The sequence below is a fragment of the Micromonospora sp. NPDC005174 genome, from assembly GCF_040608495.1.
GTDB lineage: Bacteria > Actinomycetota > Actinomycetes > Mycobacteriales > Micromonosporaceae > Micromonospora.
In genome coordinates this window covers 325,271-349,091 of record NZ_JBEXIJ010000002.1, presented here as the reverse complement: position 1 = coordinate 349,091, position 23,821 = coordinate 325,271, and the positions used below count along the sequence as shown (strand labels likewise).

General features: G+C 70.6%; 25 protein-coding genes. 9 read left to right on the top strand and 16 right to left on the bottom strand.

What is annotated here, in order from left to right; all coding sequences use genetic code 11:
• The first annotated feature begins 6 nt into the window (after positions 1-6).
• From ABZU91_RS03860 to ABZU91_RS03850, 3 genes are read left to right on the top strand one after another with little or no spacing between them, the layout of a single operon-like run.
• Positions 7-399: a hypothetical protein gene (locus ABZU91_RS03860; RefSeq protein WP_355233580.1), complete on the top strand. Its 393-nt coding sequence runs from the start codon at positions 7-9 to the stop codon at positions 397-399.
• A gap of 1 nt (position 400) precedes the next feature.
• Positions 401-2,845: a DUF4132 domain-containing protein gene (locus tag ABZU91_RS03855; protein WP_355233578.1), complete on the top strand. Its 2,445-nt coding sequence runs from the start codon at positions 401-403 to the stop codon at positions 2,843-2,845.
• Complete coding sequence (locus ABZU91_RS03850) at positions 2,845-3,066, top strand: winged helix-turn-helix domain-containing protein (protein WP_355233576.1); 222 nt, start codon at positions 2,845-2,847, stop codon at positions 3,064-3,066. Before ABZU91_RS03855 ends, ABZU91_RS03850 begins: the two co-directional genes overlap by 1 nt.
• Before the next feature lie 2 nt (positions 3,067-3,068).
• Here the strand turns inward: ABZU91_RS03850 and ABZU91_RS03845 are convergent, their stop codons facing one another.
• From ABZU91_RS03845 to ABZU91_RS03815, 7 genes are all read right to left on the bottom strand, one after another.
• Positions 3,069-3,683 carry an LUD domain-containing protein gene (locus tag ABZU91_RS03845; RefSeq protein WP_355233574.1) on the bottom strand — a complete coding sequence of 205 codons (615 nt, stop codon included), beginning with the start codon at positions 3,681-3,683 and terminating at the stop codon, positions 3,069-3,071.
• On the bottom strand, positions 3,665-5,086 hold the full coding sequence (locus ABZU91_RS03840; protein ID WP_355233704.1) for a LutB/LldF family L-lactate oxidation iron-sulfur protein: 1,422 nt from the start codon (positions 5,084-5,086) through the stop codon (positions 3,665-3,667). The genes ABZU91_RS03845 and ABZU91_RS03840 overlap by 19 nt, the downstream gene beginning before the upstream one ends.
• A gap of 20 nt (positions 5,087-5,106) precedes the next feature.
• Positions 5,107-5,862: a (Fe-S)-binding protein gene (locus ABZU91_RS03835; protein ID WP_355233572.1), complete on the bottom strand. Its 756-nt coding sequence runs from the start codon at positions 5,860-5,862 to the stop codon at positions 5,107-5,109.
• Positions 5,863-5,881: 19 nt separating this feature from the next.
• Positions 5,882-6,631, bottom strand: coding sequence for an SDR family oxidoreductase (locus ABZU91_RS03830; RefSeq protein ID WP_355233570.1), 750 nt, complete (start codon positions 6,629-6,631; stop codon positions 5,882-5,884).
• Positions 6,628-7,479 (bottom strand): fumarylacetoacetate hydrolase family protein, encoded by an 852-nt coding sequence (locus ABZU91_RS03825; RefSeq protein ID WP_355233568.1) that lies wholly within the window; start codon positions 7,477-7,479, stop codon positions 6,628-6,630. Before ABZU91_RS03825 ends, ABZU91_RS03830 begins: the two co-directional genes overlap by 4 nt.
• 195 nt (positions 7,480-7,674) lie before the next feature.
• On the bottom strand, positions 7,675-8,559 hold the full coding sequence (locus ABZU91_RS03820; RefSeq protein ID WP_355233566.1) for an MHYT domain-containing protein: 885 nt from the start codon (positions 8,557-8,559) through the stop codon (positions 7,675-7,677).
• 165 nt (positions 8,560-8,724) lie between these two features.
• The gene (locus tag ABZU91_RS03815) at positions 8,725-11,526 is read right to left on the bottom strand and encodes a DEAD/DEAH box helicase (RefSeq protein WP_355233564.1); all 2,802 of its coding nucleotides are present in this window, start codon (positions 11,524-11,526) and stop codon (positions 8,725-8,727) included.
• An 86-nt stretch (positions 11,527-11,612) separates the two neighbouring features.
• Here ABZU91_RS03815 and ABZU91_RS03810 point away from each other — a divergent pair, with 86 nt between their 5' ends.
• From ABZU91_RS03810 to ABZU91_RS03795, 4 genes are all read left to right on the top strand, one after another.
• Positions 11,613-12,383 (top strand): HAD-IA family hydrolase, encoded by a 771-nt coding sequence (locus tag ABZU91_RS03810; protein ID WP_355233562.1) that lies wholly within the window; start codon positions 11,613-11,615, stop codon positions 12,381-12,383.
• Positions 12,384-12,694: 311 nt separating this feature from the next.
• The gene (locus ABZU91_RS03805) at positions 12,695-13,627 is read left to right on the top strand and encodes a hypothetical protein (RefSeq protein WP_355233560.1); all 933 of its coding nucleotides are present in this window, start codon (positions 12,695-12,697) and stop codon (positions 13,625-13,627) included.
• A complete protein-coding gene (locus tag ABZU91_RS03800) occupies positions 13,624-14,058 on the top strand; it encodes an NUDIX hydrolase (protein WP_355233558.1) in 435 nt (144 codons plus the stop codon). The genes ABZU91_RS03805 and ABZU91_RS03800 overlap by 4 nt, the downstream gene beginning before the upstream one ends.
• A 6-nt stretch (positions 14,059-14,064) precedes the next feature.
• On the top strand, positions 14,065-14,691 hold the full coding sequence (locus ABZU91_RS03795; RefSeq protein ID WP_355233556.1) for a hypothetical protein: 627 nt from the start codon (positions 14,065-14,067) through the stop codon (positions 14,689-14,691).
• 2 nt (positions 14,692-14,693) lie between these two features.
• Here the strand turns inward: ABZU91_RS03795 and ABZU91_RS03790 are convergent, their stop codons facing one another.
• Genes ABZU91_RS03790 through ABZU91_RS03780 form a run of 3 tightly spaced genes read right to left on the bottom strand, consistent with a single transcriptional unit; the run spans position 14,694 to position 16,633 of the window.
• Entirely contained in the window at positions 14,694-15,134 is a 441-nt protein-coding gene (locus ABZU91_RS03790) for an NUDIX hydrolase (protein ID WP_355233554.1), read from the bottom strand.
• On the bottom strand, positions 15,131-15,925 hold the full coding sequence (locus tag ABZU91_RS03785; protein ID WP_355233552.1) for a hypothetical protein: 795 nt from the start codon (positions 15,923-15,925) through the stop codon (positions 15,131-15,133). The genes ABZU91_RS03790 and ABZU91_RS03785 overlap by 4 nt, the downstream gene beginning before the upstream one ends.
• An 18-nt stretch (positions 15,926-15,943) precedes the next feature.
• Positions 15,944-16,633, bottom strand: coding sequence for a hypothetical protein (locus ABZU91_RS03780; protein WP_355233550.1), 690 nt, complete (start codon positions 16,631-16,633; stop codon positions 15,944-15,946).
• A gap of 304 nt (positions 16,634-16,937) precedes the next feature.
• On the opposite strand from ABZU91_RS03780, the gene ABZU91_RS03775 reads away from it, so the two are divergent.
• The gene (locus ABZU91_RS03775; RefSeq protein ID WP_355233548.1) at positions 16,938-17,849 is read left to right on the top strand and encodes an EamA family transporter; all 912 of its coding nucleotides are present in this window, start codon (positions 16,938-16,940) and stop codon (positions 17,847-17,849) included.
• On the opposite strand, the gene ABZU91_RS03770 is transcribed toward ABZU91_RS03775, so the two are convergent.
• The 6 genes from ABZU91_RS03770 to ABZU91_RS03745 form a co-directional block, all read right to left on the bottom strand.
• Positions 17,812-18,756 (bottom strand): diacylglycerol kinase, encoded by a 945-nt coding sequence (locus ABZU91_RS03770; RefSeq protein ID WP_355233546.1) that lies wholly within the window; start codon positions 18,754-18,756, stop codon positions 17,812-17,814. The two genes, ABZU91_RS03775 and ABZU91_RS03770, sit on opposite strands and share 38 nt — an antisense overlap.
• A gap of 137 nt (positions 18,757-18,893) precedes the next feature.
• Complete coding sequence (gene tatC / locus ABZU91_RS03765; protein WP_355233544.1) at positions 18,894-19,847, bottom strand: twin-arginine translocase subunit TatC; 954 nt, start codon at positions 19,845-19,847, stop codon at positions 18,894-18,896.
• Between the two features lie 18 nt (positions 19,848-19,865).
• On the bottom strand, positions 19,866-20,180 hold the full coding sequence (gene tatA / locus ABZU91_RS03760; protein ID WP_355233542.1) for a Sec-independent protein translocase subunit TatA: 315 nt from the start codon (positions 20,178-20,180) through the stop codon (positions 19,866-19,868).
• A gap of 158 nt (positions 20,181-20,338) precedes the next feature.
• Positions 20,339-20,584 carry a hypothetical protein gene (locus ABZU91_RS03755; RefSeq protein ID WP_355233540.1) on the bottom strand — a complete coding sequence of 82 codons (246 nt, stop codon included), beginning with the start codon at positions 20,582-20,584 and terminating at the stop codon, positions 20,339-20,341.
• A 10-nt stretch (positions 20,585-20,594) separates the two neighbouring features.
• Positions 20,595-21,659 carry a YafY family protein gene (locus ABZU91_RS03750; protein WP_355233538.1) on the bottom strand — a complete coding sequence of 355 codons (1,065 nt, stop codon included), beginning with the start codon at positions 21,657-21,659 and terminating at the stop codon, positions 20,595-20,597.
• On the bottom strand, positions 21,656-22,654 hold the full coding sequence (locus ABZU91_RS03745) for a WYL domain-containing protein (protein WP_355233536.1): 999 nt from the start codon (positions 22,652-22,654) through the stop codon (positions 21,656-21,658). The genes ABZU91_RS03750 and ABZU91_RS03745 overlap by 4 nt, the downstream gene beginning before the upstream one ends.
• Positions 22,655-22,773: 119 nt before the next feature.
• Here ABZU91_RS03745 and ABZU91_RS03740 point away from each other — a divergent pair, with 119 nt between their 5' ends.
• Positions 22,774-23,766, top strand: coding sequence for a cation diffusion facilitator family transporter (locus ABZU91_RS03740; protein ID WP_355233534.1), 993 nt, complete (start codon positions 22,774-22,776; stop codon positions 23,764-23,766).
• Positions 23,767-23,821: the final 55 nt, after the last annotated feature.

Below are 23,821 nucleotides of genomic sequence, written 5' to 3'. Positions count from 1 at the left end.
CAACGCATGGTCACGGTGATCGTTCGGGACGAGACGGCGACCGGCAGACCCGTCGACAGTTGGCCGTTGACGGGCCTGCCGGAGCGCATCTCCGCGCGCGAGCTGGTCCGGCTGCGGGTCCGCGAGGAGGTGGCACGGTTCAACGCCGAGCATCCCCGGCACTTCCGGGGCCTGGTGCAGCCGACCGACACGGAGGCGACGCTGAACGGGTACCGGGTCGCCCCGGGCCGGCGACTCGACTGGGAGGCGCAGGCGGATCGGGCCTGTGCCGCGTTCGCCCACAACGGTTTCCTGCTGCTGGTCGGCGACCACCAGGTCGACGACCTCGACGAGGAGATCGACCTGCGGGCCGACCTCGACGTGGCGTTCGTCCGGCTCGTCGCGTTGGTGGGTGGCTGACATGGGCGACTGGACGGCGCTGCTCCCCCACCTGGGCGACACGGGCCGGCGGCAGGTCGAGATCGGTCTCGCCGACGCCGACGAACGGATCCGCGCGGTACTGCGCATCGCCAGCACCTACTACTGGGGATCCTCGGTGACGAACGTGCCCGAGTGGTCCACCGTGGAATCGTGGTCGGCCGAGGACCGTCGCCGCGCCGCCCTGGCCATGCACCGGGAGTCGGCGTCCGCGTCGACCCCGACCGCGCTGAACGACGTGGTGCGTGCTCTCGCCTCCGGTGATCTCCCCTTCACGCGCGCGGACCTGCTGTGGTGCCTGCACGTCGCCGCTGAAGGTGCCTGCTTCGACAACGGCGCCCACCTGGAGCTGCCCGCGGTGATCGCGCCGCGCCTGACGGCCGCCGAACTGGCCGATCTGGTGCCGGCGCTGCGCGCCCTGAGCAGTGAGCTGGTCGACGACTACTTCATCGCGGCGGCGCCCCGACGACGTGCCGTCACGCTGCTCGGCCAGGCCATCGACCGCGCCACCGGCAGCCGCCTGCCGTCCTGGCTGCTGCACGACGGGGACAGCTTCGGGCCCGCCGTACGCGCCCACCTGGACGCTGACCTCGCCGCACCGGGCGTGCCGGAGCTGCTGGAGCACTGCGCCGCACTGGACAAGCCGGCGGCGACCGCGAAGTGGCTGCGCCGCCTCGACGAACTGCTCGTGGCCGCGCACGGCGGCCGGCAGGTCGTCCGCCGGCTCCTCGACGCGTTCACCGCCCACGGGCGGAGCGTCCACGACGACACCGACCGCCTCCTGCGCGGGCTGGTCTGGGCACTGTCGCGCGAGCGCGACGAGAGGGCGACGGAGCTGCTGGCACGGGCCACCGCCAGCGCGGCGTCCGCGCCGCGCGAGGCCGCCGGATTCCCGTACGCCTCGCGCACGGCGCTCGCGGCGGTACGCCTGCTGGCCGACCGCGACGGCGACGTGCCGCTGCGCACGCTGGCCCGACTCGCGATGACCGTCCGGAACAAGGCCGTGCGGAGCCGGGTCCAGACAGCGCTGACCCAGCTCGGGGCGCGACGCGGGTGGTCGTTCAGCGAGGTCATGGAGCTGGCCGTCGACGACCACGGGCTCGGACCGGACGGTCAGCTGCGCAGAGCGGTCGGCCCGTACGCGGCGACAGTCGAGATCGTCGGCGACCGGGCGCGCCTGGTCTTCGCCCGCGACGAGGTCACCCTGAAGGGCGTTCCGGCCCAGGTGAAGCAGTCCCACGAGGACGACCTCGCCGAGTTGCGGGCTCTCGTCAAGCAGGTCGGCGCGACCCTCGTCAGCGAGCGCCAGCGAGTCGAGGGGCTGCTGTCGGAGGAGCGCGTCTGGTCGTACCCCGAATGGTCGTCGCGCTTCCTCGACCACCCGGTGACCGCGACCTACGGGCGGCGCCTGTTGTGGGAGGTCAGCACTGACGGCCAGCGCTGGACGGCCGGTCTGCCCCGGCGTAACGGCGGCGCGTGGGCGATCGTCGACCGGGACGGCCACGCCCTCGACCACGGGCCGGTCCGGTTGTGGCATCCCGCTCGCGCGAGCACGGCCGAGGTGCTGGCCTGGCGCGGTCATCTGGTCGACGCCGGCCTGACGCAGCCGTTCAAGCAGGCGTTCCGGGAGGTCTATCTGCGCACGCCGGCCGAGGAGAAGACGGAGACCTACTCCAACCGGTTCGCCGCGCACATCCTGCGCTACCGGCAGGCCAACGCCCTGATGCGCGCCCGCGGCTGGCAGGCCGGCTACCTCGGCACCTGGGACGGCGGTTACGACAGCGAGGCCACCAAGGTCTTCGGCGGCGGCGCGTGGCAGGCGTCCTTCCACCACGCGCTGGTCGACGACCCGGAGGAGCGCCGCTACGACGTCGAGTACTGCTCGACCGACCAGGTGCGCTTCGCCCGACACGACGGGAAGACGTGGCAACCCGCGCCGGTCATCGACGTGCCACTGCTGGTGTTCACCGAGGCCATGCGCGACGTGGACCTGTTCGTCGGCGTCACCTCGATCGCCACCGACCCGCAGTGGGCCGACCGCGGTGAGGACCGGTTCTCCGCCTACTGGCACCGGACGGCGGTGGCGGAGCTGACCCCGTCGGCGCAGGTACGCCGGGACGCGCTGGCCCGACTGCTGCCCCGGATGGCCATCGCGGGCCGGGTGGACCTCGCGGAGCGGTACCTGCGGGTGCGGGGCAACCTGCGGGCGTACCGCATCCACCTCGGCTCGGGCAACATCATGATGGAGCCCGACGACAGGTACCTGTGCATCGTGGCGGCGCGTCAGCAGACCGGACGCCTGCACCTGCCGTTCGACGACGACGCCATGCTCGCCACGATCCTGTCCAAGGCGATCATGCTCGCCGCCGACGACCGCATCACCGACCCCACCGTGCTGAGCCAACTCCGACCCTCGGAGATCGGTTGATGCCGACCGAGCGCGTGGACTACCGGCGCATAGCCAACGAGATAGCGGGGAGGATCAGGTCCGGGGAGCTCGCGCCGGGCGAGAAGCTACCGTCCACGCGGGAACTGGCCGAGCAGCACGGTGTGCACATCTCCACGATCAACCGGGTCATGACGATCCTCAGGGATCGCGGGTTGGTCGAGGGGCATCCCGGCAAGGGCGTCTACGTGGCAGAGGCCTGACCTCAGGGCAGTAGGAGGATGTGCAGGCGGCGGGGGCCGTGCACGCCCTCCACGCGGATCAACTCGATGTCGCTGGTGGCCGACGGTCCGCTGATCCAGGTCAGTGGGCGTTGCGGCGTCAGCCGTCGCAGGGCCTCGGGCACGGTGGCCACGACCTGGTCGGCGCGGACCACGCACACGTGCAGGTCCGGCAGCAGGCTGAGCACACGGCGTCCCTGGTCGGGCGAGCCGTCGAGGACCACCGTCCCGGTCTGGGCGATGGCGACGGCGGCGGCGGTGACGACGCCGTCCGCCGCGCCGATCCGCGCGTGGTCGAGGCCGTCGTCGGGCAGCGCGGTCACCGTCGCCGGCAGCCACGCGGGTGACAGACCCGGGGGTACGACGACAGTGCCGCCCGCCGGCAGGATGTCGGCGATCGTGTCGGCGACGGCGGCCTCGGTGATCCGGTGCACGTGGGCCCGGTAGTCGGTCAACCGCTGCGCCAACTGGTCGAGGTCCACGTCGGCGGTCCGCCGGTAGTCGCGCGGCACCGGCGTCGGGGCCTGGGCGCCGGCGGCGAGCGCGGCGCGGAGCCGGCCGAGGACGAGGTCCCGGGAGGTCACCGCTCGGCCCACCATTCGCGGAACGTCTGTGCCGGCGGGTCGGGCAGGTCCCGGCTGGCGGTCCAGCCGTTCAGCGGCGGGGGCAGACCTCGACCCCGCCGACCGGCGAGCCGGCTCAGCCGGGCCGCGCGCTGCCCGGCCGCGTACAGCCGGGGTCGGTCCATCGTGTACGCGGCGGCGGCCATCGCGATCGACTCGGCGGTGGGCCGCTGCCGCGACTCGACCACCTCGGCGCGCAGGTGTACCAGCAGCTCCGGAATGTTGATTTTGACCGGGCAGGCGTCGTAGCAGGCACCGCAGAGCGTCGACGCGTACGGCAGGGACGCGTTGTCCTCGATGCCGGTGAGCTGCGGCGACAAAATCGCGCCGATGGGCCCCGGATACACCGACCCGTACGCGTGCCCGCCGGCACGCTCGTAGACCGGGCACACGTTGAGGCACGCCGAGCAGCGGATGCACCGCAGCGCCTGCCGGCCGACCTCGTCGGCGAGCACCGCGCTGCGCCCGTTGTCCAGCAGGACCAGGTGGAAGGCCTGCGGTCCGTCGCCCGGGGTGACGCCCGTCCACATCGAGGTGTACGGGTTCATCCGCTCCCCCGTCGAGGCCCTCGGTAGGAGTTGGAGGAAGACCTCCAGATCGCGCCAGGTGGGCACCACCTTCTCCACACCCATGACGGTGATGAGGGTTTCCGGCAGGGTGAGGCACATCCGGCCGTTGCCCTCGGACTCCACCACGGCGAGGGTGCCGGTCTCGGCGACGGCGAAGTTCGCGCCGGACACCGCCACCGGCGTACTCAGGAAGGTCTGGCGCAGGAACCGGCGTGCGGCGGCCGCCAGGGCCGGCGGGTCGTCGGTCAGCGCGGGGTCGACGCCGGGCATCTCGCGGAGGAAGATCTCGCGGATCTCGGCGCGGTTGCGGTGGATCGCGGGTACGAGGATGTGGCTCGGCCGGTCGTCGCCGAGCTGCACGATCAGCTCCGCGAGGTCGGTCTCGACGGCGGTGATCCCGGCCGCCTCCAGGGCCTCGTTGAGGCCGATCTCCTGGGTCGCCATCGACTTGACCTTGATGACGCGGTCCGCGCCGGTCGCCCGGACGAGGTCGGTGACGATGCGGTTGGCCTCGACGGCGTCCGCCGCCCAGTGCACCACACCACCGGCTGCGGCGACCTTCACCTCGAGCTGTTCCAGCAGCTCGGGCAGGCGGTGCAGGGTGTCGGCCTTGATGGCCGCGCCGGCCGCGCGCAGCTCCTCCCAGTCGGCCTGCTCGGCGATCACTGCTCCGGACTTGGTCCGGATCGTCGTCGTCGCGTGCCGCAGGTTGCGCCGCAGTTGCGGGTCGGCCAGGCTGCGCCGCGCGGCGCTCGGAAACGACTCGTCGCCGCGCAGGTGCCCCACGCCGGGCGGCGCGGTCGTCGGCATGCCGAGGAACGTCGGGCGGGTCACGACCGGGCCGCCGCTGCGCCGCTGGTCTCCGTCGACGCCAGGATCTCGGCGAGGTGCACGGTGCGCACCCCGGTACGCAGCCGCGACAGTCCGCCGCCGATGTGCATGAGGCAGGACACGTCGCCGGCGGCACACACGTCGGCGCCGGTGTCCAGCACGTGACGCATCTTGTCCGCCAACATCGCCGTGGACGTCTCCGGGTTCTTCACGGCGAACGTGCCGCCGAAACCACAGCACTGCTCCGCCGCCGGCAACTCGACCAGGTCGAGGCCGCGCACCTCGCGCAGCAACTGTCGCGGTCGGTCACCCACCCGCAGCATCCGTAGTGAGTGACAGGTCGGATGGTAGGTGACCCGGTGCGGGTAGTACGCGCCCACGTCGGTCACCCCGAGCACGTCGACGAGCAGCTCCGACAACTCGTACGTCCGCTCGGCCACCGACTCGGCCCGGCTGGCCAGACCCTCGTCACCCGCACGCCGGGCCACCATCGCGTGCTGGTGGCGTACCGACCCGACGCAGGAGCCCGACGGCGCGACGATCACGTCGTACCTGTCGAAGGTCCGCACGTGCCGGCGCACCAGCGGCACGGCCTCGCGCTGGTAACCGGTGTTGACGTGCATCTGCCCGCAGCAGGTCTGCTCGGTCGGGAAGACCACGTCGTGGCCGAGCCGTTCCAGCAGCCGTACGGTCGCCGTGGCCGCCTGCGGAAACATGGTGTCGGCCAGGCAGGTCACGAACAGTGCGATCCGCACGGAACACCCCCGCCCGTCGTCACGGCCGGACCCGCAGGTGGGTGACACCGCCGTCGACGTCCAACACCGTACCCGTGGTCGACGCCGAGCGCGGCGACGCGAGGTAGAGGATCGCGTTGGCGACCTCGTCCGGGGTGACAAGTCGTCCGATGGGTTGGCGGGCCTGCAGCGCCGCGCGTTCGGCGGCCGGATCGTCCGCCTGCGCCAACAGCCGTCCGACCCAGGGCGTGTCCGCGGTGCCCGGGCAGACGCAGTTGAACCGGATGCCCTCGCGGACGTGGTCGGTCGCCATGGCGAGGGTCAGCGACAGCACGGCGCCCTTGCTGGCCGAGTAGAGCGCGCGGCCCGGTAGGCCGTTGAGGGCCGCGATGGACGAGAGGTTGACGACCGACGCGTGGTCGGAGTGACGCAGCCAGGGCAGCGCGGCGGTGACGACCCGCGCCATGCCGACCACGTTGACGTCGAGCACGCGGTGCCACTCGTCGTCGCTCTGGTCGGCGACGGTGCCGGTCGCGCCGATACCGGCGTTGTTGACCACCACGTCGAGGCCGCCGAGCGCCTCGGCGGCCGCGGCGACCGCCGCGTCCACCGACGGCCGACTCGACACGTCGGCGGTGATGCCGACGATGCCATCTTCAAGCCCGCTCGGGTCGAGGTCGAGGACGGCCACCCGGGCGCCTCGGGCGCGCAGTTCCACGGCCGTCGCGCGACCGATCCCGGATGAGCCGCCCGTGACGATCGCGGCCAGCCCGGCGAACTCCGGGGTCATGCCGCCACCAACGTCTGACGTGCGCGGCCCAGGCCGGCGACCTCCAACTCCACCACGTCACCGGCGCGCAGATAGGGATGGTCGGGGAGGCCGAGCGCCACCCCGGCCGGCGTTCCCGTGTTGATGACGTCGCCGGGGTACAGGACCATGAACTGGCTGAGGTACCACAGGACGTGCGCCACCGGGAAGATCATGTTCGCGGTGGACCCGTCCTGGCGGAGCACCCCGTTGACCCACAGGCGCAGCGCGAGCGACTGCGGGTCGCCGACCTCGTCGGCCGGCACGAGGCTCGGCCCCAGCGGGTTGAAGGTCTCGCAGCTCTTGCCCTTGTCCCACTGGCCGCCACGCTCCAACTGGAAGGCGCGCTCGGACACGTCGTGCGACACCGCGTACCCGGCGACGTGCCGCAGGGCCTGCTCGGGAGACTCGGCGTACCGGATGGTCTTCCCGACGACGACCGCGAGTTCGACCTCCCAGTCGGTCTTGGTCGAACCACGCGGAACGAGGACGTCGTCGTACGGCCCGACGACGGTCATCGGGTCCTTCATGAAGACCACGGGCTCGGCGGGCAGTGCCGCGCCGGTCTCCGCAGCGTGGTCGCGGTAGTTGAGCCCGACGCAGACAATCTTGGCGGGACGCGCCACCGGTGCGCCCACCCGCAGGCTGTCCGCGTCGGGCAGCTCGGCCAGCTCGCCGCCGTCCAGCGCGGCCCGCGTCCGCGCGATCCCCTCCGACGCCCAGAACGTCCCGTCCAGGTCGGCGGTGAGTGGCCGTAGGTCGAAGGTCGTACCGTCGTGCTGGACGACCGGGATCTCCTGGCCGCTCGGTCCGAGGCGCTGGAAGTTCATCTCACCCTCCTCTGTGTCCGGTTGACTCGCGGGGTGGCGGACACCCCCGCATTCAACACCGACACACCGCGCCGGTCGCACGGCGGGATCGCCTCGGTCAGCGGGATGAGACGCGGCCGTCGCGCACGGGCGAGCACGCCCGGCATCGCCGCGACGGCCTCGCAACGGCGGCGGTTCGGTGGCGGCCTGGCGGCGTCAGCGCGGCGGCGTGTCCCGGCGGGACGGGAACGGGGTGCCGGGCTGCCCGAGGGTGGAACGGGCGCGCAGCCCGACCGGGTCCGGGGCGGCCTCCGGCGTGACCGGCGCGGACGTCTGGGCCCGACGCGCGTCCAGGTACGCGGTGGCGGCCAGGTCGTCGTCGGTGGGAGCGGCGAGCAGGGCGTAGAGCAGCCCGACCACCCCGAAGATCACCGCTACGACGATCGGCACCAGCAACGCGCTCACCCCGGCGCCGGTCACCCCACCCGAGCGTTCGTGCAGGTGCACCGAGAGCGCGCTCATGCCGGTGAAGTGCATGCCGTTCACGGCGACGCCCATGACCAGCGCGGAGCCGAAGATCGCCAGGCCACGCCGGACGGTCATCGCGAGCCACAGCGCGACGGTCGCGGCGACGACCGCGATCACCACCGAGAGGACGACGCGGGTGGTGTCGTAGCCGAGGCTGCCGTTGAGGCGCATCGCCGCCATGCCGGTGTAGTGCATGGCGGCGACGCCGGCACCGGTGAACACGCCGCCGGCGACGAGGCGTACCGGGTTCAGTTGGCCGGTGCCGACGATGGCCAGGCCGATGCCGACCGCGACCACCGCGATGACGGTGCTGGCGGCGGTGAGCGGCACGTCGTACCGGATGCGGGTCCCGTCGACGGCGAAGCCGAGCATGGCCATGAAGTGCATCGCCCAGATGGCGGTGCCGCCGAGGGCCCAGGCGGACAGAAGGCCCCACCAGGCGCGCTGCCCGGCGGTGCGGGCCGTACGGATACGGCCGGCGCAGACGAGCCCGAGGATCGACCCGAGCACCGACAGCGCGTAGCTCAGCGCGGGCGTGATCCACCCGTACTCAAAGTGATTGATGTCCGCCACGGCGGTTGCTCTCCCCATTCGTTACCGGCGCGCAGGAACGGCGCCGGGGTAATGATCAGGTGTGCTCCGAGCAGGCGCAATAGCACCCTCGGGCTATTCGCGGGGTGCCTTTGTGGTGACCGTACGATGCGTCGATTCGCCGAGGCCGTTGACCGAAAGTGATTATCAGGCAGAGGTGTGGTACGCCAGTACACCTCGGTTGATGGCCGCGATCGCCTGTCGAGCCGTGGAGCGCAGCTCCGGCGACGCGCCACCGGAGTCGGAAAGTTGACCAAGCAGGTCGACGACCTGCCGCGCCCAGCGGACGAAATCACCGGCGGGCATCTCGCCGTCGATCTCGTGCCCGCTGCCGAGCACCTTGGCCAGAGCCTCACCCCGCGCCCACCGGTAGACCGGCCAGGCGAAGCCCAGATCCGGCTCCCGAGTCGCCGCAAGCCCGCGCGCGGCCTCGTCCGCCTCGATCTCGCCCCACAGCTTCAGCGTCTCGTCCACGGCGTCGGCCACCGGGCCGCGCGGCAGGGACGCCCGCTCGTCGACGTCGCGGCGCGCCTCGAAGACCACCACGGACACCGCGGCGGCCAGCTCGGCCGGGGACAGCCCGTCCCAGACGCGTCGGCGCAGACACTCCGCGACCAGCAGGTCCGCCTCGGTCCAGATCCGGCCGAGCATCCGTCCGGCGTCGGTGACCGCGCCGTCGCGGGCGAGGTAACCACGGTCGGTCAGCAGCGCGACGATCCGGTCGAACGTCCGCGCGAGCGACCCGGTACGCCCGGACACCCGCTCGCGCAGCTCCTCGGTGTCGCGCTCCAGACGGTGGCGGCGCTCCGCCCAGCGGGCGTGCTCCTCCCGCTCCGGGCAGGCGTGACAGGGGTGGTTGCGCAGTTCGGTGCGGAGCTGGCTGAGCCGGTGGTCCTCGCCGGGCGTCTGCCGGGAACGGCCACCGCGGCGACCTCCGTGCCGGTCCAGGCCGGTGCCGCTGACCTCGGCGGCCAGATCCCGCCGGGCACCCGGCGAGCGGTGGTTGAAGTGCTTGGGGACCCGGATGCGGGCCAACACCTCGGCCGGGGTGGTGAAGTCGCCCGGGCTGACCCGTCCCGCCCAGCGGTCCTGGGTGAGCACCAGCGGACGGGGTTCGCCGAACCCGCCGGTCGCCGGGTCCAGCACGACCGCCAGGCCAGCGCGCCGGCCCGACGGCACGCGGATCACGTCGCCGACCCGCAGGCGCTCCAGCGACGCCACGGCGGCGGCCTTGCGCTGGGTCTGCCCCTGCCGGGCGATGGACCTCTCCCGGTCGGCGATCGCCACCCGCAGCGCGAAGTACTCGTCGAAGTCGCCGTGGTGGCAGGCGGCCTCCGCGCCGTACGCCTCGATGGTCTCGGTGTTGCGCTGCACCTGCCGCGCCAGGCCGACCACCGACCGGTCGGCCTGGAACTGGGCGAACGAGGACTCCAGCAGCGCCCGGGCGGGCTCCGCGCCGACCGAGCCGACCAGGTTCACCGCCATGTTGTACGACGGCCGGAAGCTGGACCGCAGCGGATAGGTGCGGGTCGAGGCGAGCCCGGCCACGTGCCGTGGGTCGGTCTCCGGGGACCACACCACCACGGCGTGCCCCTCGACGTCGATGCCCCGTCGGCCGGCGCGGCCGGTGAGCTGGGTGTACTCCCCCGGCGTCAGGTCGACGTGCGCCTCGCCGTTGTACTTGACCAGGCGTTCCAGCACCACGCAGCGTGCCGGCATGTTGATGCCGAGCGCCAGGGTCTCGGTGGCGAAGACCGCCTTCACCAGGCCCCGGACGAACAACTCCTCGACGACCTCCTTGAACACCGGGAGCATGCCGGCGTGGTGGGCGGCGAGGCCGCGCTCCAGGCCGTCGAGCCACTCCCAGTAGCCCAGCACCGTCAGGTCCTCACCGGGGATGGCGGTGACCCGGGACTCGACCACCCGGCGGATCTCGGCGCGCTCCTCGGGCGAGGTGAGCCGCAGCCCTGCGGCCAGGCACTGCTGCACGGCGGCGGCACAGCCCGCGCGGCTGAAGATGAACAGGATGGCCGGCAACAGACCCTCGCGGTCCAGCCGGTCGACGATGTCCGGCCGGATCGGGCCACGCCAGCGGGGACCACGCCGACCGGCGCCCGGCCCGGCGCTGCGCCCCTCGCCCAACTCCAGCCGGCGCATCGTGTCGCGGGTGTAACGCAGCAGCTCCGGGTGCACGTCGTGCTTGCGGGCGGCGTCGGCGTCGTGGAACAGGTCGAACATCCGCTTGCCGACAAGCATGTGCTGCCACAGGGGCACCGGCCGGTGCTCGCTGACCACCACGGCGGTCTCACCGCGCACGGTGACCAGCCAGTCGGCGAACTCCTCGGCGTTGGACACCGTCGCCGACAGCGAGACCAGGGTGACCGACTCCGGCAGGTGGATGATCACCTCTTCCCACACGCCGCCACGGAAGCGGTCGGCGAGGTAGTGCACCTCGTCCATCACCACGTAGGCGAGCCCCCGCAGGGTGCTGGAACCCGCGTAGAGCATGTTGCGCAGCACCTCGGTGGTCATCACCACCACCGGCGCGTCGCCGTTGATCGCGTTGTCGCCGGTCAGCAAACCGACCTGCTCGACCCCGTACCGGGCGACCAGGTCGTGGTACTTCTGGTTGGACAGCGCCTTGATCGGCGTCGTGTAGAAGCACTTGCGCCGGGTCGTCGGCGTCGCCGCGCCGTCGGCCGCCGCCGGGTCGTCGGGCCGCCCCCGCAGAGCCAGGTGTACGGCGAACTCGCCGACCACCGTCTTGCCAGCGCCGGTCGGGGCGCACACCAGCACACCGCTGCCCCGCTCCAACGACTGACACGCCTCGCGCTGGAAGTCGTCGAGGTCGAACCCCAGATCGAGGGCGAACTCGTCCAGCGCCGGAAACTGTGCGGCCTGCGCGGCCCGGTGGCGCGCCGCGGCGTACCGCTCGGCGGGGCTCGACATGGCACCAAGATTAGTGCGTGTCGGGACAGTGCACCCCACAAGGCCGTCCCGAGGGGTCGTCGGCGGGGGTCGGTAGGGTGCACGGCGTGCCGGACCATGCCGAACCGCCCCAGACCAGTCCGCCGGGCAGTGCCGCGGATGCCACCACGGCGCGGGCGTCGCGACGGCCCGTCAAGGCGGTGCTCTTCGACTTCCACGGCACCCTCGCCCAGGTGGAGGAGCCTCGGCAGTGGGTGCGGGAAGCCGCGGCGGTGTGCGGCGTCACCCTGGACCCGGTCCGGGCCACCTCGCTGGCCGACCGCCTGCTCACCGCCGGCCGTGCGGGCGGGCCACTACCGGCCCGGGTTCCACCCCGGCTCGCCGAGCTGTGGGCCGACCGGGACCTCTACCCGCACGCGCACCGGGGGGCGTACACCGGGCTGGCCGAGACCGTGGACACGGGCATCGAGGGCTTCGCCGACGCGCTGTACGAGCGGCTGCTCGTGGCCGAGGGTTGGCTGCCGTACCCGGACACCGCCCCCACGCTGACCGCGCTGCGCGACGCCGGTGTGCGGGTGGCGGTGGTCAGCAACATCGGTTTCGACCTGCGACCGCACTTCGACGCCTGGGGGCTGACCGACCTCGTCGACGCGTTCGTGCTGTCGTACGAGGTGGGGCGCTGCAAGCCCGACCCGGCGATCTTCTGGCGGGCCTGCGGCATGCTGGGCGTCGATCCCGAGCAGACGCTGATGGTCGGCGACACCCCGGCCGACGCCGGCGCGGTGGCCGCCGGCTGCGCGGTGCTGGTGCTGCCGGCCGCCGACCCGGGCCGCGAGAACGGGCTCGGCGCGGTCCTGGACCTGGCGCTGCCTGCCTGAGCCGACCTGTCAGGCGCGGGGTGGATCCCCGGCGTTCGGTTGGCGCCAACGATTGGGCCTTACCAGTCGGGCGAGAGACACAACGGCGCATCGCAACCGTCAATTCTGACCCTCGACGACGAGGCGAACCGTAGGCCATCGTCCGGGACAAGTGATCAATTATTGCCATGTCCCGACGAATGCGTTGTGCGTCACTTCAGGACGGAGCTAGACTGCGCTGCCTGACGTCCAGAGTGACAGAGGTCATCGTGATGCCATCCGCCAGGCAGGACAAGACCGCTGGCCGAGCACTTACCTACGCTTTCTGGTTGATGACCACGCTCAGCGCCGTCATCGGCCTGGGCCTACTGATGGTGGACGATAAGTCCTCTCTGCAACTCAAGCTCTCCACCGTCGGTGGCGGCATCCTCTCGGCAGCACTCTTCGGTGCTTTTGTAACACTTTTCATCAACCGAGAGTCTAAGCACGTCATGGAATCATCTCTGCAGTCCCTTTTCGAGCAGCAACAGAAGGATGTTCTGGATCTCGTCAGCACCACCTCGAAGGTTCATCTCCCCGCCAAGGAGTACCCGCCCACCGGGTCCTTCGACGAAGTATTCACGACCGATCTGATCAACGACATGCGCGTCTCGTCCAGCTTCCAGTTTCGGGGCAGCAGCGCTAAGTGGGTAGCACCGTACGTCAACTACTGCCGCAAGAGCTTCGCAGAGATCCAGGTGCTGATGCTCAACCCCGTGAACACAGCGGCACTACGCCAACGGGCGGCTGACCGACTGCTGATCCCTAGCAACACTGGACGCACCCTTGATGCCGTGGTCGAGGAGTTGCGCAACGAAGTGACTCGTACGATCGTCGCCCTGTTCGATCTGAGGCACACCAGCAAGGTATGCGTCAGCTTGGACGGCACGTTGGTGTCTGTGGTGCGGCTCGAACGCACCGACGACGCGATCTACGTTGCCCTCTACCATGCCCGCCCGGGCTCTTCCGCGGTGAATCCGACCACGTATCGCTACGTACGTGGCGCGATCGCCTTCGAGACGTACTCGCTCGAGGTCGCTCGTCAACTGGAAATTGCCCAGCAGCGGGTGACCTTCGAGCGCGGTCAGGACGACGCCGACCTGGTGAAGATCTTCAAAGGGCTCGGCCTCGACGAGATCGGAGGCACTGAGATCGCCGCGCTGAGGATGCAGGCCAAGAACTTCGAGAAAAGGTTCTTCGCAAATATGACCCGGATCGAAAGATGACCTCAGGCAGGGATCTGTTCGCGGTGGCCATCGTTGGCGTCTGCGCCGCCGATGACCGGGTGGTGCTGATCCAGCGGTCGTTCAATGATCCACACCTACCAGGTCGCTGGAGTGTGCCAGGGGGCCACGTTCACCACGGCGAGTCCCCGGAGGATGCGCTGCGGCGGGAGATGCTCGAGGAGACTGGGCTCACCGTGGACAGGGCCGAACTCGTCGGTACTTCGATCTACGACGAACCGACCTACCAGGATCGCATACCTGTTCTTCAGCTGAACTATCTCGTCGACGGGTTCCACGGACAGCTCCACCCGAACACCGACGACGTGGTCGAGGCTCGCTGGTTGTCCCGCAGGGAGATCGCAAGAGCGGATTGGATCGACCGGTTCACCAAGTCGGTCCTTGCGCAAAGCAGTGGTCCGATGGGAGGTTGAGTAGCCATGGCCCGCATCCTTCGACTTGGCCCGACGACGGCGCAACTCGTCGGTCAAATCAGAGCGGCAGGCACGGACTGGGCACCAGCACTGGCCCGCTTTCTCACCATCAACGCCGACGCTCTGACGGCGGAGCTGTCGAATGCGGCTGACGGTGTCAACGAGCGCGACTACGCCGCGCTGATGCGAGCCTCCCGGGAGGTGACCACTCACTACAAGTGGCTGATCGCAGCAGGGGACGGCGACCGGTGGAAGGTGTGGCTTCATCAGTACAAGGATGACGCGGTCACGTCCGGCTCGTACGCGGATGTCCCCCACGACCACCGCTACAACTTCGTGTCCCTCATCCTCTCCGGCGGCTACGACAACGTCGACTACAAACGGCCGGACGGGGCCGAGGCACCGCTGCCGGACGGCTCGCGGACCGTACTGCGGGGCAGCGCCATCTCCCTGCATCATCGGCAGATACACAGCCTGGCGCACATTCGTCCCGGAACCCTCTCACTTTTCCTTCAGGGACGAACCGAGAAGTCGATGAGCTCCAGCTATCGATCGGACGGCACCGAACGACGGCACGAATCGCTGGAGACGGTGTTCGACCGGCTCCGCCAACACCTGAATGACTCAGCTTGAGCTCACAGGCGCGGTGCATGCCCTGCCGGACCGGCTTGAAGGGCCATTTCCACGATCCGACGGGTGAAGGCGTCGACCTCTACCGGTGAGGTTGTCATATCCGCCAACGACACCCACGCGCAGGCACTATTCGAGTGATCAAGTTGAACCTGACGGGAGTATGGTCGCACCACGTAGTTGACCTGCAAATTTCTCCACGGCTGGCCGTCACGCACGCTGTCGAACCACACCGAGCCCGCCGAACACTCGACCGTCCCGGCGAGTCCGGCTTCTTCTCGGAGCTCCCGCAGCACCGCCACTTTCAAGTCCTCGCCCGGTTTCACCTTGCCGGCCGGGATCCCCCACCGGCCGGGCAGGAATGTCTCCCGTTCACTACGCCGCAGCAGCAGAAACTCGTCCGCGTCGACGACCAGGGCGCCAACCAGTAGTTGAACAGCAGTCATGACACGTCTTTCGCAACGACGAACACATGGTGGTGCACAGGAAGACGATAGTCACCGGCGACCGTGCGAAAACGCTCGTCGACGTATCTCCGCTCGGCCATGATCCCGGCATAGATCTCGGCTCGGCGTTGCAGTGTCCCGACGTTGCTGTTGGTAGCCATGAAGCTGACGATGCCGGCGAGCTCCGCCAGATCCCGACTATAGATGTAGCTGGTCCAGACGTGCGTCGTGAGCACGCCGAGGGAAGCGAAGGTGGTGGTAAGGAAGTTGTAGTGCACGTCGAGGCCGCCTCGGTTGGTGTGGCCCACCCGGTGCAGCAGGCTGTTGTACTCGTCAAGGTGATCGCGGAAGGTTACGGCGAGGAGTTGGCCACTCGGCGCTACCGCTGCCCACCCTGCGTGGATCAACAACTCACACTGCTCTCGACCATACAGGCAGTAGCAGAGTAAGACGTTGGTGAAAGGACCGCCGACCTGGCAGGGAAAGAGGTCATCGATTACCCGGTAACCCTTGTCACGCAGCAGTCGGACGAACTCGGGCTGGCACTCGACCGCCGTGTAGGTCTCCTGATCCACGTCAAGCAAATCGGGCACGTCGCCGGAACCGGCCCCGATGTCCAACAGACTGCCCCGGCGTAGCAATGGCGCAAGCCCTGCAGCAAGCACCGGCTTCTCATCGCTGGCTTCCAGGTACTCGCGGTATCTGTCCTGGAAGTCGACCGGCTTGACGACCTTCACCGTCTGTCGAAGCTCGTCGAACGAGCGTCGCGCTGGGCGGGGATCAGGGGACATGACACCGTCCTAGCTTGGTCAGGACTTCACGGCCAGGATGCCAACGAAGTTGTTCACGCGCCAGAAGCTCTCGAATCGGGTGAAACCGGCCCGTTCGAGCATCTGGAAGTTCGCCTCCAAGGTGAAAGGGCGCATGATCGAACGCAGCCTCCGATCCTTGCTGAGGATGGCGTCCGCGCTGCTGCCCTGCAACTTGAAGTCGATATGTCGATCGTTGATCAACCGCTCGATCGCCGCATCGCCCGCGTACACCTTCTCAGCGAGAATGAAGCCGCCGTTGGTATTCAATCCATGGTAGATATTGCGAACTATAGCCGCGCGTTCACGGACCGGAACGAACTGAAGCGTGAATATCGACGTTATCAGGCTGGCGTTGTCGAAACGAGTTGCGGCGGTGACCTTGTCTCGGCACAGGCGCACCGCGTCGTTCGCTGGCCTAAACAGCCGCGTAAAGTTCACATTAGGTTCAATACCGACAAAGTTAACCGCTCTCTGGCGAGACTCATCGGTCTCTGCCGCAACGTTGGTGGCTAACGTGTTGATAAGGCGGCCTGTCGAACAACCGATATCGTACACGGTAGTGCCGGCTTCGATGATTGCGTCCGCAAGGCCCACCACAATCTCCGAGAGAATGTCGTAACCTCGGATCTCGCGAGCGATGTAGCTGTCAAAGTCCGTAATTGTGCTGAAGCTGAATGACTCCTTCATCCCAACCGTCCAGCACGGTACGACAACGCGGCCGTGACGGTCGTGCGAATCCGGGGTGTTGAGACGGGCACGACACCGACATCGACCACAACAAGAGTCTAGGACCGGAGTACCAGTAGAGCAATGAGCGACACTGGCAACGGGGACCGGATTGCCGGAAGGCGGTCATCGGTTGGCGCGTTGGTGAGCTGCTCTGATGGTGAAGAGGAAGGACGTCGCAGCCGCCCCAACGGTCACGCTCGACCATAGCGGTAGTGGATCTCGCATTTCGCGTGCCTGCACGCCGGGCGATAAGGTCAGCGCAATGACCGACACCCTCCTGCCAGCGTCGACACCGACCGACGCGCCCCCACAGCGGCACGGTGGCGTCGTCCCCGTGGCGCTGGTGCTCGGTGGGGCGCTGTCGGTGCAGTTCGGCTCCGCCGTCGCCGCGCTGCTCTTCCCCCGTACCGGGGTGGCCGGCGCGGTGACCCTGCGACTGACGATCTCGGCGGTGCTGCTGCTCGTCGTGTGCCGGCCCCGCCTGCGCGGGCACGACCGCTCCGCCTGGCTCGCCGTCGGCGCGTTCGGGCTGGCCCTGGCCGGCATGAACTCGCTGTTCTACCAGGCCATCGAGCGAATCCCGCTCGGACCGACGGTGACGCTGGAGGTGCTCGGCCCGCTCGCGCTGTCGGTGTTCACCGCCCGCCGGCTGGCGAGCTGGTGCTGGGCGGGGCTCGCGCTGGCCGGGGTGGCTCTGCTCGGGCAGGGTGGCTTCGACCGACTCAACCCGGCCGGCGTGGCGTTCGCCTTCGGCGCGGGCGCCATGTGGGCCGCGTACATCGTGCTCAGCGCCCGCGTCGGCGGCCGGTTCCCGGGTGCGGACGGGCTGGCCCTCGCGCTCACCCTCGCCGCGCTGGTCACCCTGCCGCTGGGCATCGCCGACGGCGGCGCGGTCCTGCTCGACCCGCCCGTGCTGGCCCTCGGCACCGCCCTCGCGGTGCTCGCCTCCGGCCTGCCCTACACCCTGGAACTGCTGGCGCTGCGCCGGATGCCCACCGCCACGTTCGCGGTGCTGATGAGTCTCGGCCCGGCCGCCGCCACCCTCGCCGGCTGGCTGGTGCTGCGGCAGGCGCTGACCGTGGCCGAGTGCGTCGCCATCGTGCTGGTCATCGCCGCCAGCATCGGCGCGGTACGGGTCAGCGCAGCAGCCGCAGAGCCCCCGGCACTGCGGTGATCGACACCGGCAGCCCGAGCGAGCGCTCCCCGTCGGCGTACGTGACGATCCCCTCGGCGGCCAACTCCACCGTACGGGCCCGGTAGCTGCTCACCACCGGGTGGTCGACGTGGGTGCCCTGGTAGATGTGCGGCTTGACCCGGATCATGGTCCGCCGGTCCGCCCGGCCGGCCACCACCACATCGAGTAGGCCGTCGGTCGGGTCGGCGTCGGGGCAGATCCGCATCCCACCGCCGTACGACGGGCAGTTGCCCACCGCCACCAGCACCGAGTCCATCTCGTGGAGCACCCCGTCGAGGCGGATCGTGTAGCGCCGGGGCTTCAGGCGGGCCATCTCGATGAGGATCGCCAGGTCGTAGCGGCGAGGCCCGCGCGGCCACCGCATCCGGTTGGCCCGCTCATTGACGATCGCGTCGAAACCCGCCGCGAGGACCGCCCCGTACCAGCGCTCGGTGCCGTCGGCGCCGGTCATCCGGGCCAGGTCGACCTCGCGGCTCCGGCCGGCACGCAGCGCCTCGACGATCACCTCCACGGCGGCGACGGGATCGGCGGGAAAGCCGGTGTCGATCGCGAAGTCGTTGCCGGTGCCGGCGGGCACCGGTCCGAACGGGATGTCGGTGCCGGCCACGGCCTGCAGCGCCCGGTGCACGGTGCCGTCTCCGCCGATCGCGACCAGCGCGCCCGCGCCTTCGGCGACCGCCGTCCGACAGGCCACCTCCGCCTCATCGGGGGTGGACGCCGACAGCACCGTCACCGGCCGGCCGGCGGCGGACAGCCCGTCCAGCAGCCGGGGCAGCAGGGCCCGCCGTCGTCCCCGGCCGGCCGTCGGGTTGGCGAGCACGGCCACCGGGCCAGCGGCCGACGCGGCGTCCTCCGCCGGTCCAGGCCGAAGATCTTTCGCGGTCACGGCCAGCACCGTACTCGTCGTACACACGTTGTTCATCCTTCGTTGGTAGCGCTCCCGGCGGCCGACCCGGTCGATATGCGTCGACGCCGCCCCCGCGAAGCGGGAACGGCGTCGACGGAACGGACAGCGCGAGGCCGTCAGGTCATGTCGTCGTAGCGGCGCTCGATGGGCGCCGGCTTCGCGATCGGCTCGGGAGCACCGATCGGCGCGGTCGCGTCGACCCGCTGCCCGGCCACGACCGGGTCCGTGTCGAACTCCAGCGGCGAGACCTCGTCGTCGTCGAGACCGGCGTAGACCTCCTTGCCGCGACCCCGCCGCCTGTCGTTGATGAACGCGATGCCCACCGCGCCGAAGTAGAGCGCGGAGAGGCAGACGGCCAGGGCGGTCATCCCGAACGGGTCGGGGGTGGGGGTGACCACGGCGGAGAACGCGAAGAACACGAAGATCGCCACCCGCCACCAGCTCAGCAACCGCTTCGCGCTGGCCAGGCCGACGAAGTTGAGCATCAGCACGATCAGCGGGAACTCGAACGCCACCCCGAACAGCAGGATCAGGTTGGTGACGAAGGAGATGTACCGGGTGACCTCGAGGTTCGTCGCGATGTCGTCGCCGGACACGTTGAGCAGGAACTCGAGGCCCTTCGTGGTGACGAAGAAGGCCAGCACCGCGCCGGCCGCGAACAGCGGCGCGGCGAGGGCCGTGAAGATGTACGCGTACCGCCGCTCGTGTCGGTGCAGGCCCGGCGCGATGAACGCCCAGAGCTGGTAGAGCCAGATCGGCGCCGCGATGATCAGACCCACCCACAGGCCGATCTTGAGGTTCAGCAGGAAGACGTCCGCCACGCCGAGCTGGACGAACTTGCACTTGCCGGTCGCCAGATCGATCGACTGCGGCAGGTCGCAGTACGGCTTCGACAGCAGCACCCGGACCGGCGTCGCCAACCAGATGCCGAAACCGAAACCGATCATGATCGCCAAGGAGGCGCGGAAGAGGCGGTTGCGCAGCTCACGGACGTGCTCGATGAGCGTCATCGAGCCGTCGGAGGCCCGCTCGAACTCGCTCGGGCCACGCTTACGCAGGGCGAAGGCCACGGTGCCAGGGCCCTTCGGTCAGTTGTCGCGGACGCGGTGCACCGGGTCGACGACCGGCTGCTGCGCCGGCGCCTGCTGGTACGGCGGCTGCTGCGGCTGCCCGGCGTACGGCGCCTGCTGACCGGCGTGCGGCGGCAGCGGCTGGTAGCCGGCCTGCGCGTCGGCCTTCTCGGCCAGGTCGCGGTCGTCGTCCTGCAGGCTCTTGGTCTCGGCCTTGATGATCCGCAGCGAGCGACCCAGCGAGCGGGCCGCGTCGGGAAGCCGCTTCGCGCCGAAGAGCAGGATCAGCACAACCACGAGAACGGCGATGTGCCACGGCTTGAGGGCACCCATGAGAAGCTCCAGTCGCTCTGTGTCCGGGGGGTGGTACGCAGCCCATCGTACGTGCGGATCGGTCGGATGCCACCCGCCGGGTGGTGGTGGTCCGGCCCGGCCGGTGAAGTCTTGACCAACGCGCGATGGTCCGTCAACCACACGGGCCGACGGCAGTGTCAGCCGCGCTTGGCCTTGATCAGCTCAAGGCGCTGCTGGGCGGTGTCGAGCTGACGCTGGACGCCCTCGGCGCGCTGCTGCAACGCCTCGGCGGTCTCCCGCAGCGACTCCGCCTCCCCGGCCCGGCGCTGCAACGCCTCGGCGGCGCGACGCAGCCGGGGCAGTCGGGCCAGCACCGGGCGCACGGCCAGCGCGAGCGCCACGAGTGGGAGCAGCACCAGCGCGAGCACGATCCAGATCAGCACGCCGGCCAGCCTACTGGGTACGGCCGGCCACCGCCGGATCGCCCGACGGCACGGCGGCTGCCGCGGCCGCCGGTTCGCCGTCGGGCAGCCGTGTCACCGGCGCGGGCACCGCGTACGCGTCGAGCGCGGCGGACGCGGACGCCCGGACCTGCTCGGCCAGCTCGACCGGGGCGACCACGGCGACGTCCGGGCCGAGGCCCAGCACGAAGCGTCGCGCCCACCCGAGGTCGGTCACGCGCAGCGAGACGAGCCACTGCTCGCCGTCGCCCGCCTCGACCCGCTCGCACGGGTAGTACTCGGTGATCCACCGCTCGCCCCGCCCGATCCGCAGGGTGATCAGCGGCAGGTCGGGCGACGGGCGGAAGACGCCCTCGGTGAGGTCGTGCGGGACGGCCTGCGGCGGGACGGTGGCCGGCTCGTCCAGCTCGGTGATCGCGTCGATCCGGTCGGCGCGGAACAGCCGGACCGCCTCCGCGCGCCGGCACCACGCCTCCACGTACGCCCGACCGCCGACCATCAGCATCCGCAGCGGATCGACCACGCGCTCGGTGGTCTCGTCCCGGGCGGCGGTGTAGTAGGTGATCCGCAGCGCCCGGCCGCCTTCCACGGCGGCGCGCAGCGCCTCGACCCGGCGGCTGTCCCCGGGCAGCCGCACCGCGACCGGGGCGCCCACCAGGTCACCGGCGGCATCCTCGATCTTGGCGAGGGCTCGTTCGATGGCCTCCCGGTTGGCGACGCCGGGGGTCTCGGCGAGCATCCGCAGCGCCACCACGAGCGCGAGGGCCTCGTCGGGGGTGAGCCGCAGCGGCCGGTCGATACCAGCGTCGTAGGTGATGGTCACCCGATCACCGTCGAAGGCCATGTCGATCAGGTCGCCGGGGCCGTACCCGGGCAGCCCGCACACCCACAGCAGCTCCAGGTCCTCCCGGAGCTGCCGCTCGGTGACGCCCAGGTCACCGGCCGCCTCGGCGACCTCGATGCCGGGGCGGGCCAACAGGTAGGGCACCAGGTTGAGCAGGCGCGCCAGCCGGTCGGCGGAGGTCTTGGAACCGCCACGGGCGGTCGGACGGGTCACCGGGCACCTCCCGAGACCGCCAGCTCGTCGTGGCGGACCGCGATCTCCTTGAGGCGCTGGATGACGGCCTCCCGGACCTCCGGCGGGTCGAGCACCCGCACGTCCGGGCCGTACCCGACGAGGTGGCCGGCCAGACCGTCCGGGTCGGCGTACGGCAGGACCAACCGGTCGCCGTCCGGCCCGGCGGTCACCTCGACCGCCCAGCGGCGCAGGCCGGCGGCCCGCCCCGGCGCGGCCAGCACGGTCGCCCGGCCGGTGCGCTCCACCGGCCCCGACCACCGGGCCACGTAGCTGATCAGGTCTTCTCCGGCCGGCGGCTGGTAGGCGCCGGGCGCACCGGCCACCCGGACCGCGCCGACGACCCGGGACAGGCGGAAGCAGCGGGTGGCGTCCCGGTCGAGGTCGTGACCGACCACGTACCACCGACCCCGCCAGCAGACCACGCCCCACGGTTGGAGCCGGCGGCGGCTGGAGGCGTCCCGGTCGGGTACCCGGTAGTCGAACCCGACCTCACGGCGGTCCCGGGCGGCGGCGGTCAGCGGCGCGAACGCGGGGTCGACGGTGACCATCGGCTCCAGGCCGAGGGTGGCCTGCGGGTCCACGTCCACCCCGGCGGCGCGCAGCTTGGCCAGCCCGGACGACGCCGCGGCGGCCAGCCCGGCGTGCTGCCACAGGCGCGCGGCGATGCCGACGGCGGCGGCCTCGTCCGGTTCGAGAGGGATGTCGGGCAGCGCGTACTCACGGTGGGCGATGCGGTAACCCGGCTCGGCGTCGAAGACGCTGGCCGTGCCGGTCTCCAGCGGGACGCCCAGCTCGCGCAGCTCGGCCTTGTCCCGCTCGAACTTGCGCTGGAACGCCTCGTGGTCACGCGCGTCGTCGGGATCGTGCTCGTAGCCGGGCACGGTCGCGGCGATCTGCGCGGCGGTCAGGAACCGTCGCGTGGACAGCAGGCAGATCACCAGGTTGACCAGGCGTTCGGTGCGGGTCCGCGACACGCGGTAGACGCTAGCAGCCGACACGCCCAGGACGTGCACCCACGCGGGCGTGCCGCACACTTGTTCGGATCGAGCCTCTCCCCCGGCGCGCCGCCGCCCACGGTCATAGGGTTGCCCTCATGTCGCAAGCCGGGATGAAGACCGAGAGCGAGAGCGTCGGCACCGTGGTCGTCGCGGGCGTGGCCAACCTCGCCATCGCGGTCGCCAAGCTGGTCGCCGGCCTGATCTCCGGGTCGGCCGCGATGCTGTCCGAGGCCGCGCACTCGGTCGCCGACACCACCACCGAGGTGCTGCTGTTCCAGGCGCTACGCCGCGGGGCCCGCCCGGCCGACAAGCGACACCCCTTCGGGTACGGCAAGGAGGCCTACGTCTGGGCGTTCTTCGCCGCCATGTTCACCTTCGTGGCCGGCGCCGGCTTCGCCGTCACCCACGGCGTCACCACGATCCTCGTGCACGAGCACAGCGGCGACTACCTCGTGTCGTACATCGTGCTGGCGGTCTCGTTCGTCATCGAGTCGATCTCGCTGGCCCGGGCCGTACGGCAGGTCCGCCGCGAGTCCGAGCGCTGGCAGACCACCCCCCGACGGTTCCTACGGCTCACCGCCGACACCACAGTCAAGGCGGTCTTCCTGGAGGACAGCGCGGCCCTGATCGGCCTCGTGCTGGCCGGGCTCGGCGTCGGCCTGTCGCACGCCACCGGCGACGAGGTGTGGGACGGCGTCGCGTCGATCCTGATCGGCCTGCTGCTGCTGACGGTCGCCGGGGTCCTCGCCGGCAACAACCTGTCGCTGCTGGTCGGCCGGGCCGTCCCGGAGCGACTCCGCCACGAGATCGAACAGGAGCTGGCCGAACTGCCCGAGGTGGACCGCATCGACACCCTGCTGACCATGCAGCTCGGCCCGGACGACATCCTCGTCGCCGCCAAGGTCGACTTCCGTGACGAGGCCACCGGCGCGCAGATCGAGGCCACCGCCGACGAGGCCGAGCGGCGGCTCACCGAGCGGTACCCGGAGATTCGTTTCGTGTTCCTCGACCCCACCCGCTCGCAGCCGGGCGCCACCGGCAACGCCCGACACACCCAGGCCGCGCCGCTCGGCGACGACTCCACCTGATCACGCCGGCGTCGCACCCGGTCGCGGTCCGCCGCGCCCGCGCGGCTAGCGTGCC

What these genes read in the sequence shown, in the direction of transcription:
- ABZU91_RS03780 (WP_355233550.1), bottom strand. Translation starts at nt 16,633, where the DNA reads ATGAAGGAGTCATTCAGCTTCAGCACAATTACGGACTTTGACAGCTAC.
- ABZU91_RS03825 (WP_355233568.1), bottom strand. Translation starts at nt 7,479, where the DNA reads ATGAACTTCCAGCGCCTCGGACCGAGCGGCCAGGAGATCCCGGTCGTC.
- ABZU91_RS03785 (WP_355233552.1), bottom strand. Translation starts at nt 15,925, where the DNA reads ATGTCCCCTGATCCCCGCCCAGCGCGACGCTCGTTCGACGAGCTTCGA.
- ABZU91_RS03740 (WP_355233534.1), top strand. Translation starts at nt 22,774, where the DNA reads ATGTCGCAAGCCGGGATGAAGACCGAGAGCGAGAGCGTCGGCACCGTG.
- ABZU91_RS03805 (WP_355233560.1), top strand. Translation starts at nt 12,695, where the DNA reads ATGACCACGCTCAGCGCCGTCATCGGCCTGGGCCTACTGATGGTGGAC.
- ABZU91_RS03855 (WP_355233578.1), top strand. Translation starts at nt 401, where the DNA reads ATGGGCGACTGGACGGCGCTGCTCCCCCACCTGGGCGACACGGGCCGG.
- ABZU91_RS03840 (WP_355233704.1), bottom strand. Translation starts at nt 5,086, where the DNA reads ATGCCGACGACCGCGCCGCCCGGCGTGGGGCACCTGCGCGGCGACGAG.
- ABZU91_RS03815 (WP_355233564.1), bottom strand. Translation starts at nt 11,526, where the DNA reads ATGTCGAGCCCCGCCGAGCGGTACGCCGCGGCGCGCCACCGGGCCGCG.
- ABZU91_RS03800 (WP_355233558.1), top strand. Translation starts at nt 13,624, where the DNA reads ATGACCTCAGGCAGGGATCTGTTCGCGGTGGCCATCGTTGGCGTCTGC.
- ABZU91_RS03845 (WP_355233574.1), bottom strand. Translation starts at nt 3,683, where the DNA reads ATGGTGGGCCGAGCGGTGACCTCCCGGGACCTCGTCCTCGGCCGGCTC.
- ABZU91_RS03860 (WP_355233580.1), top strand. Translation starts at nt 7, where the DNA reads ATGGTCACGGTGATCGTTCGGGACGAGACGGCGACCGGCAGACCCGTC.
- ABZU91_RS03775 (WP_355233548.1), top strand. Translation starts at nt 16,938, where the DNA reads ATGACCGACACCCTCCTGCCAGCGTCGACACCGACCGACGCGCCCCCA.
- ABZU91_RS03830 (WP_355233570.1), bottom strand. Translation starts at nt 6,631, where the DNA reads ATGACCCCGGAGTTCGCCGGGCTGGCCGCGATCGTCACGGGCGGCTCA.
- ABZU91_RS03795 (WP_355233556.1), top strand. Translation starts at nt 14,065, where the DNA reads ATGGCCCGCATCCTTCGACTTGGCCCGACGACGGCGCAACTCGTCGGT.
- ABZU91_RS03850 (WP_355233576.1), top strand. Translation starts at nt 2,845, where the DNA reads ATGCCGACCGAGCGCGTGGACTACCGGCGCATAGCCAACGAGATAGCG.
- ABZU91_RS03790 (WP_355233554.1), bottom strand. Translation starts at nt 15,134, where the DNA reads ATGACTGCTGTTCAACTACTGGTTGGCGCCCTGGTCGTCGACGCGGAC.
- tatA (WP_355233542.1), bottom strand. Translation starts at nt 20,180, where the DNA reads ATGGGTGCCCTCAAGCCGTGGCACATCGCCGTTCTCGTGGTTGTGCTG.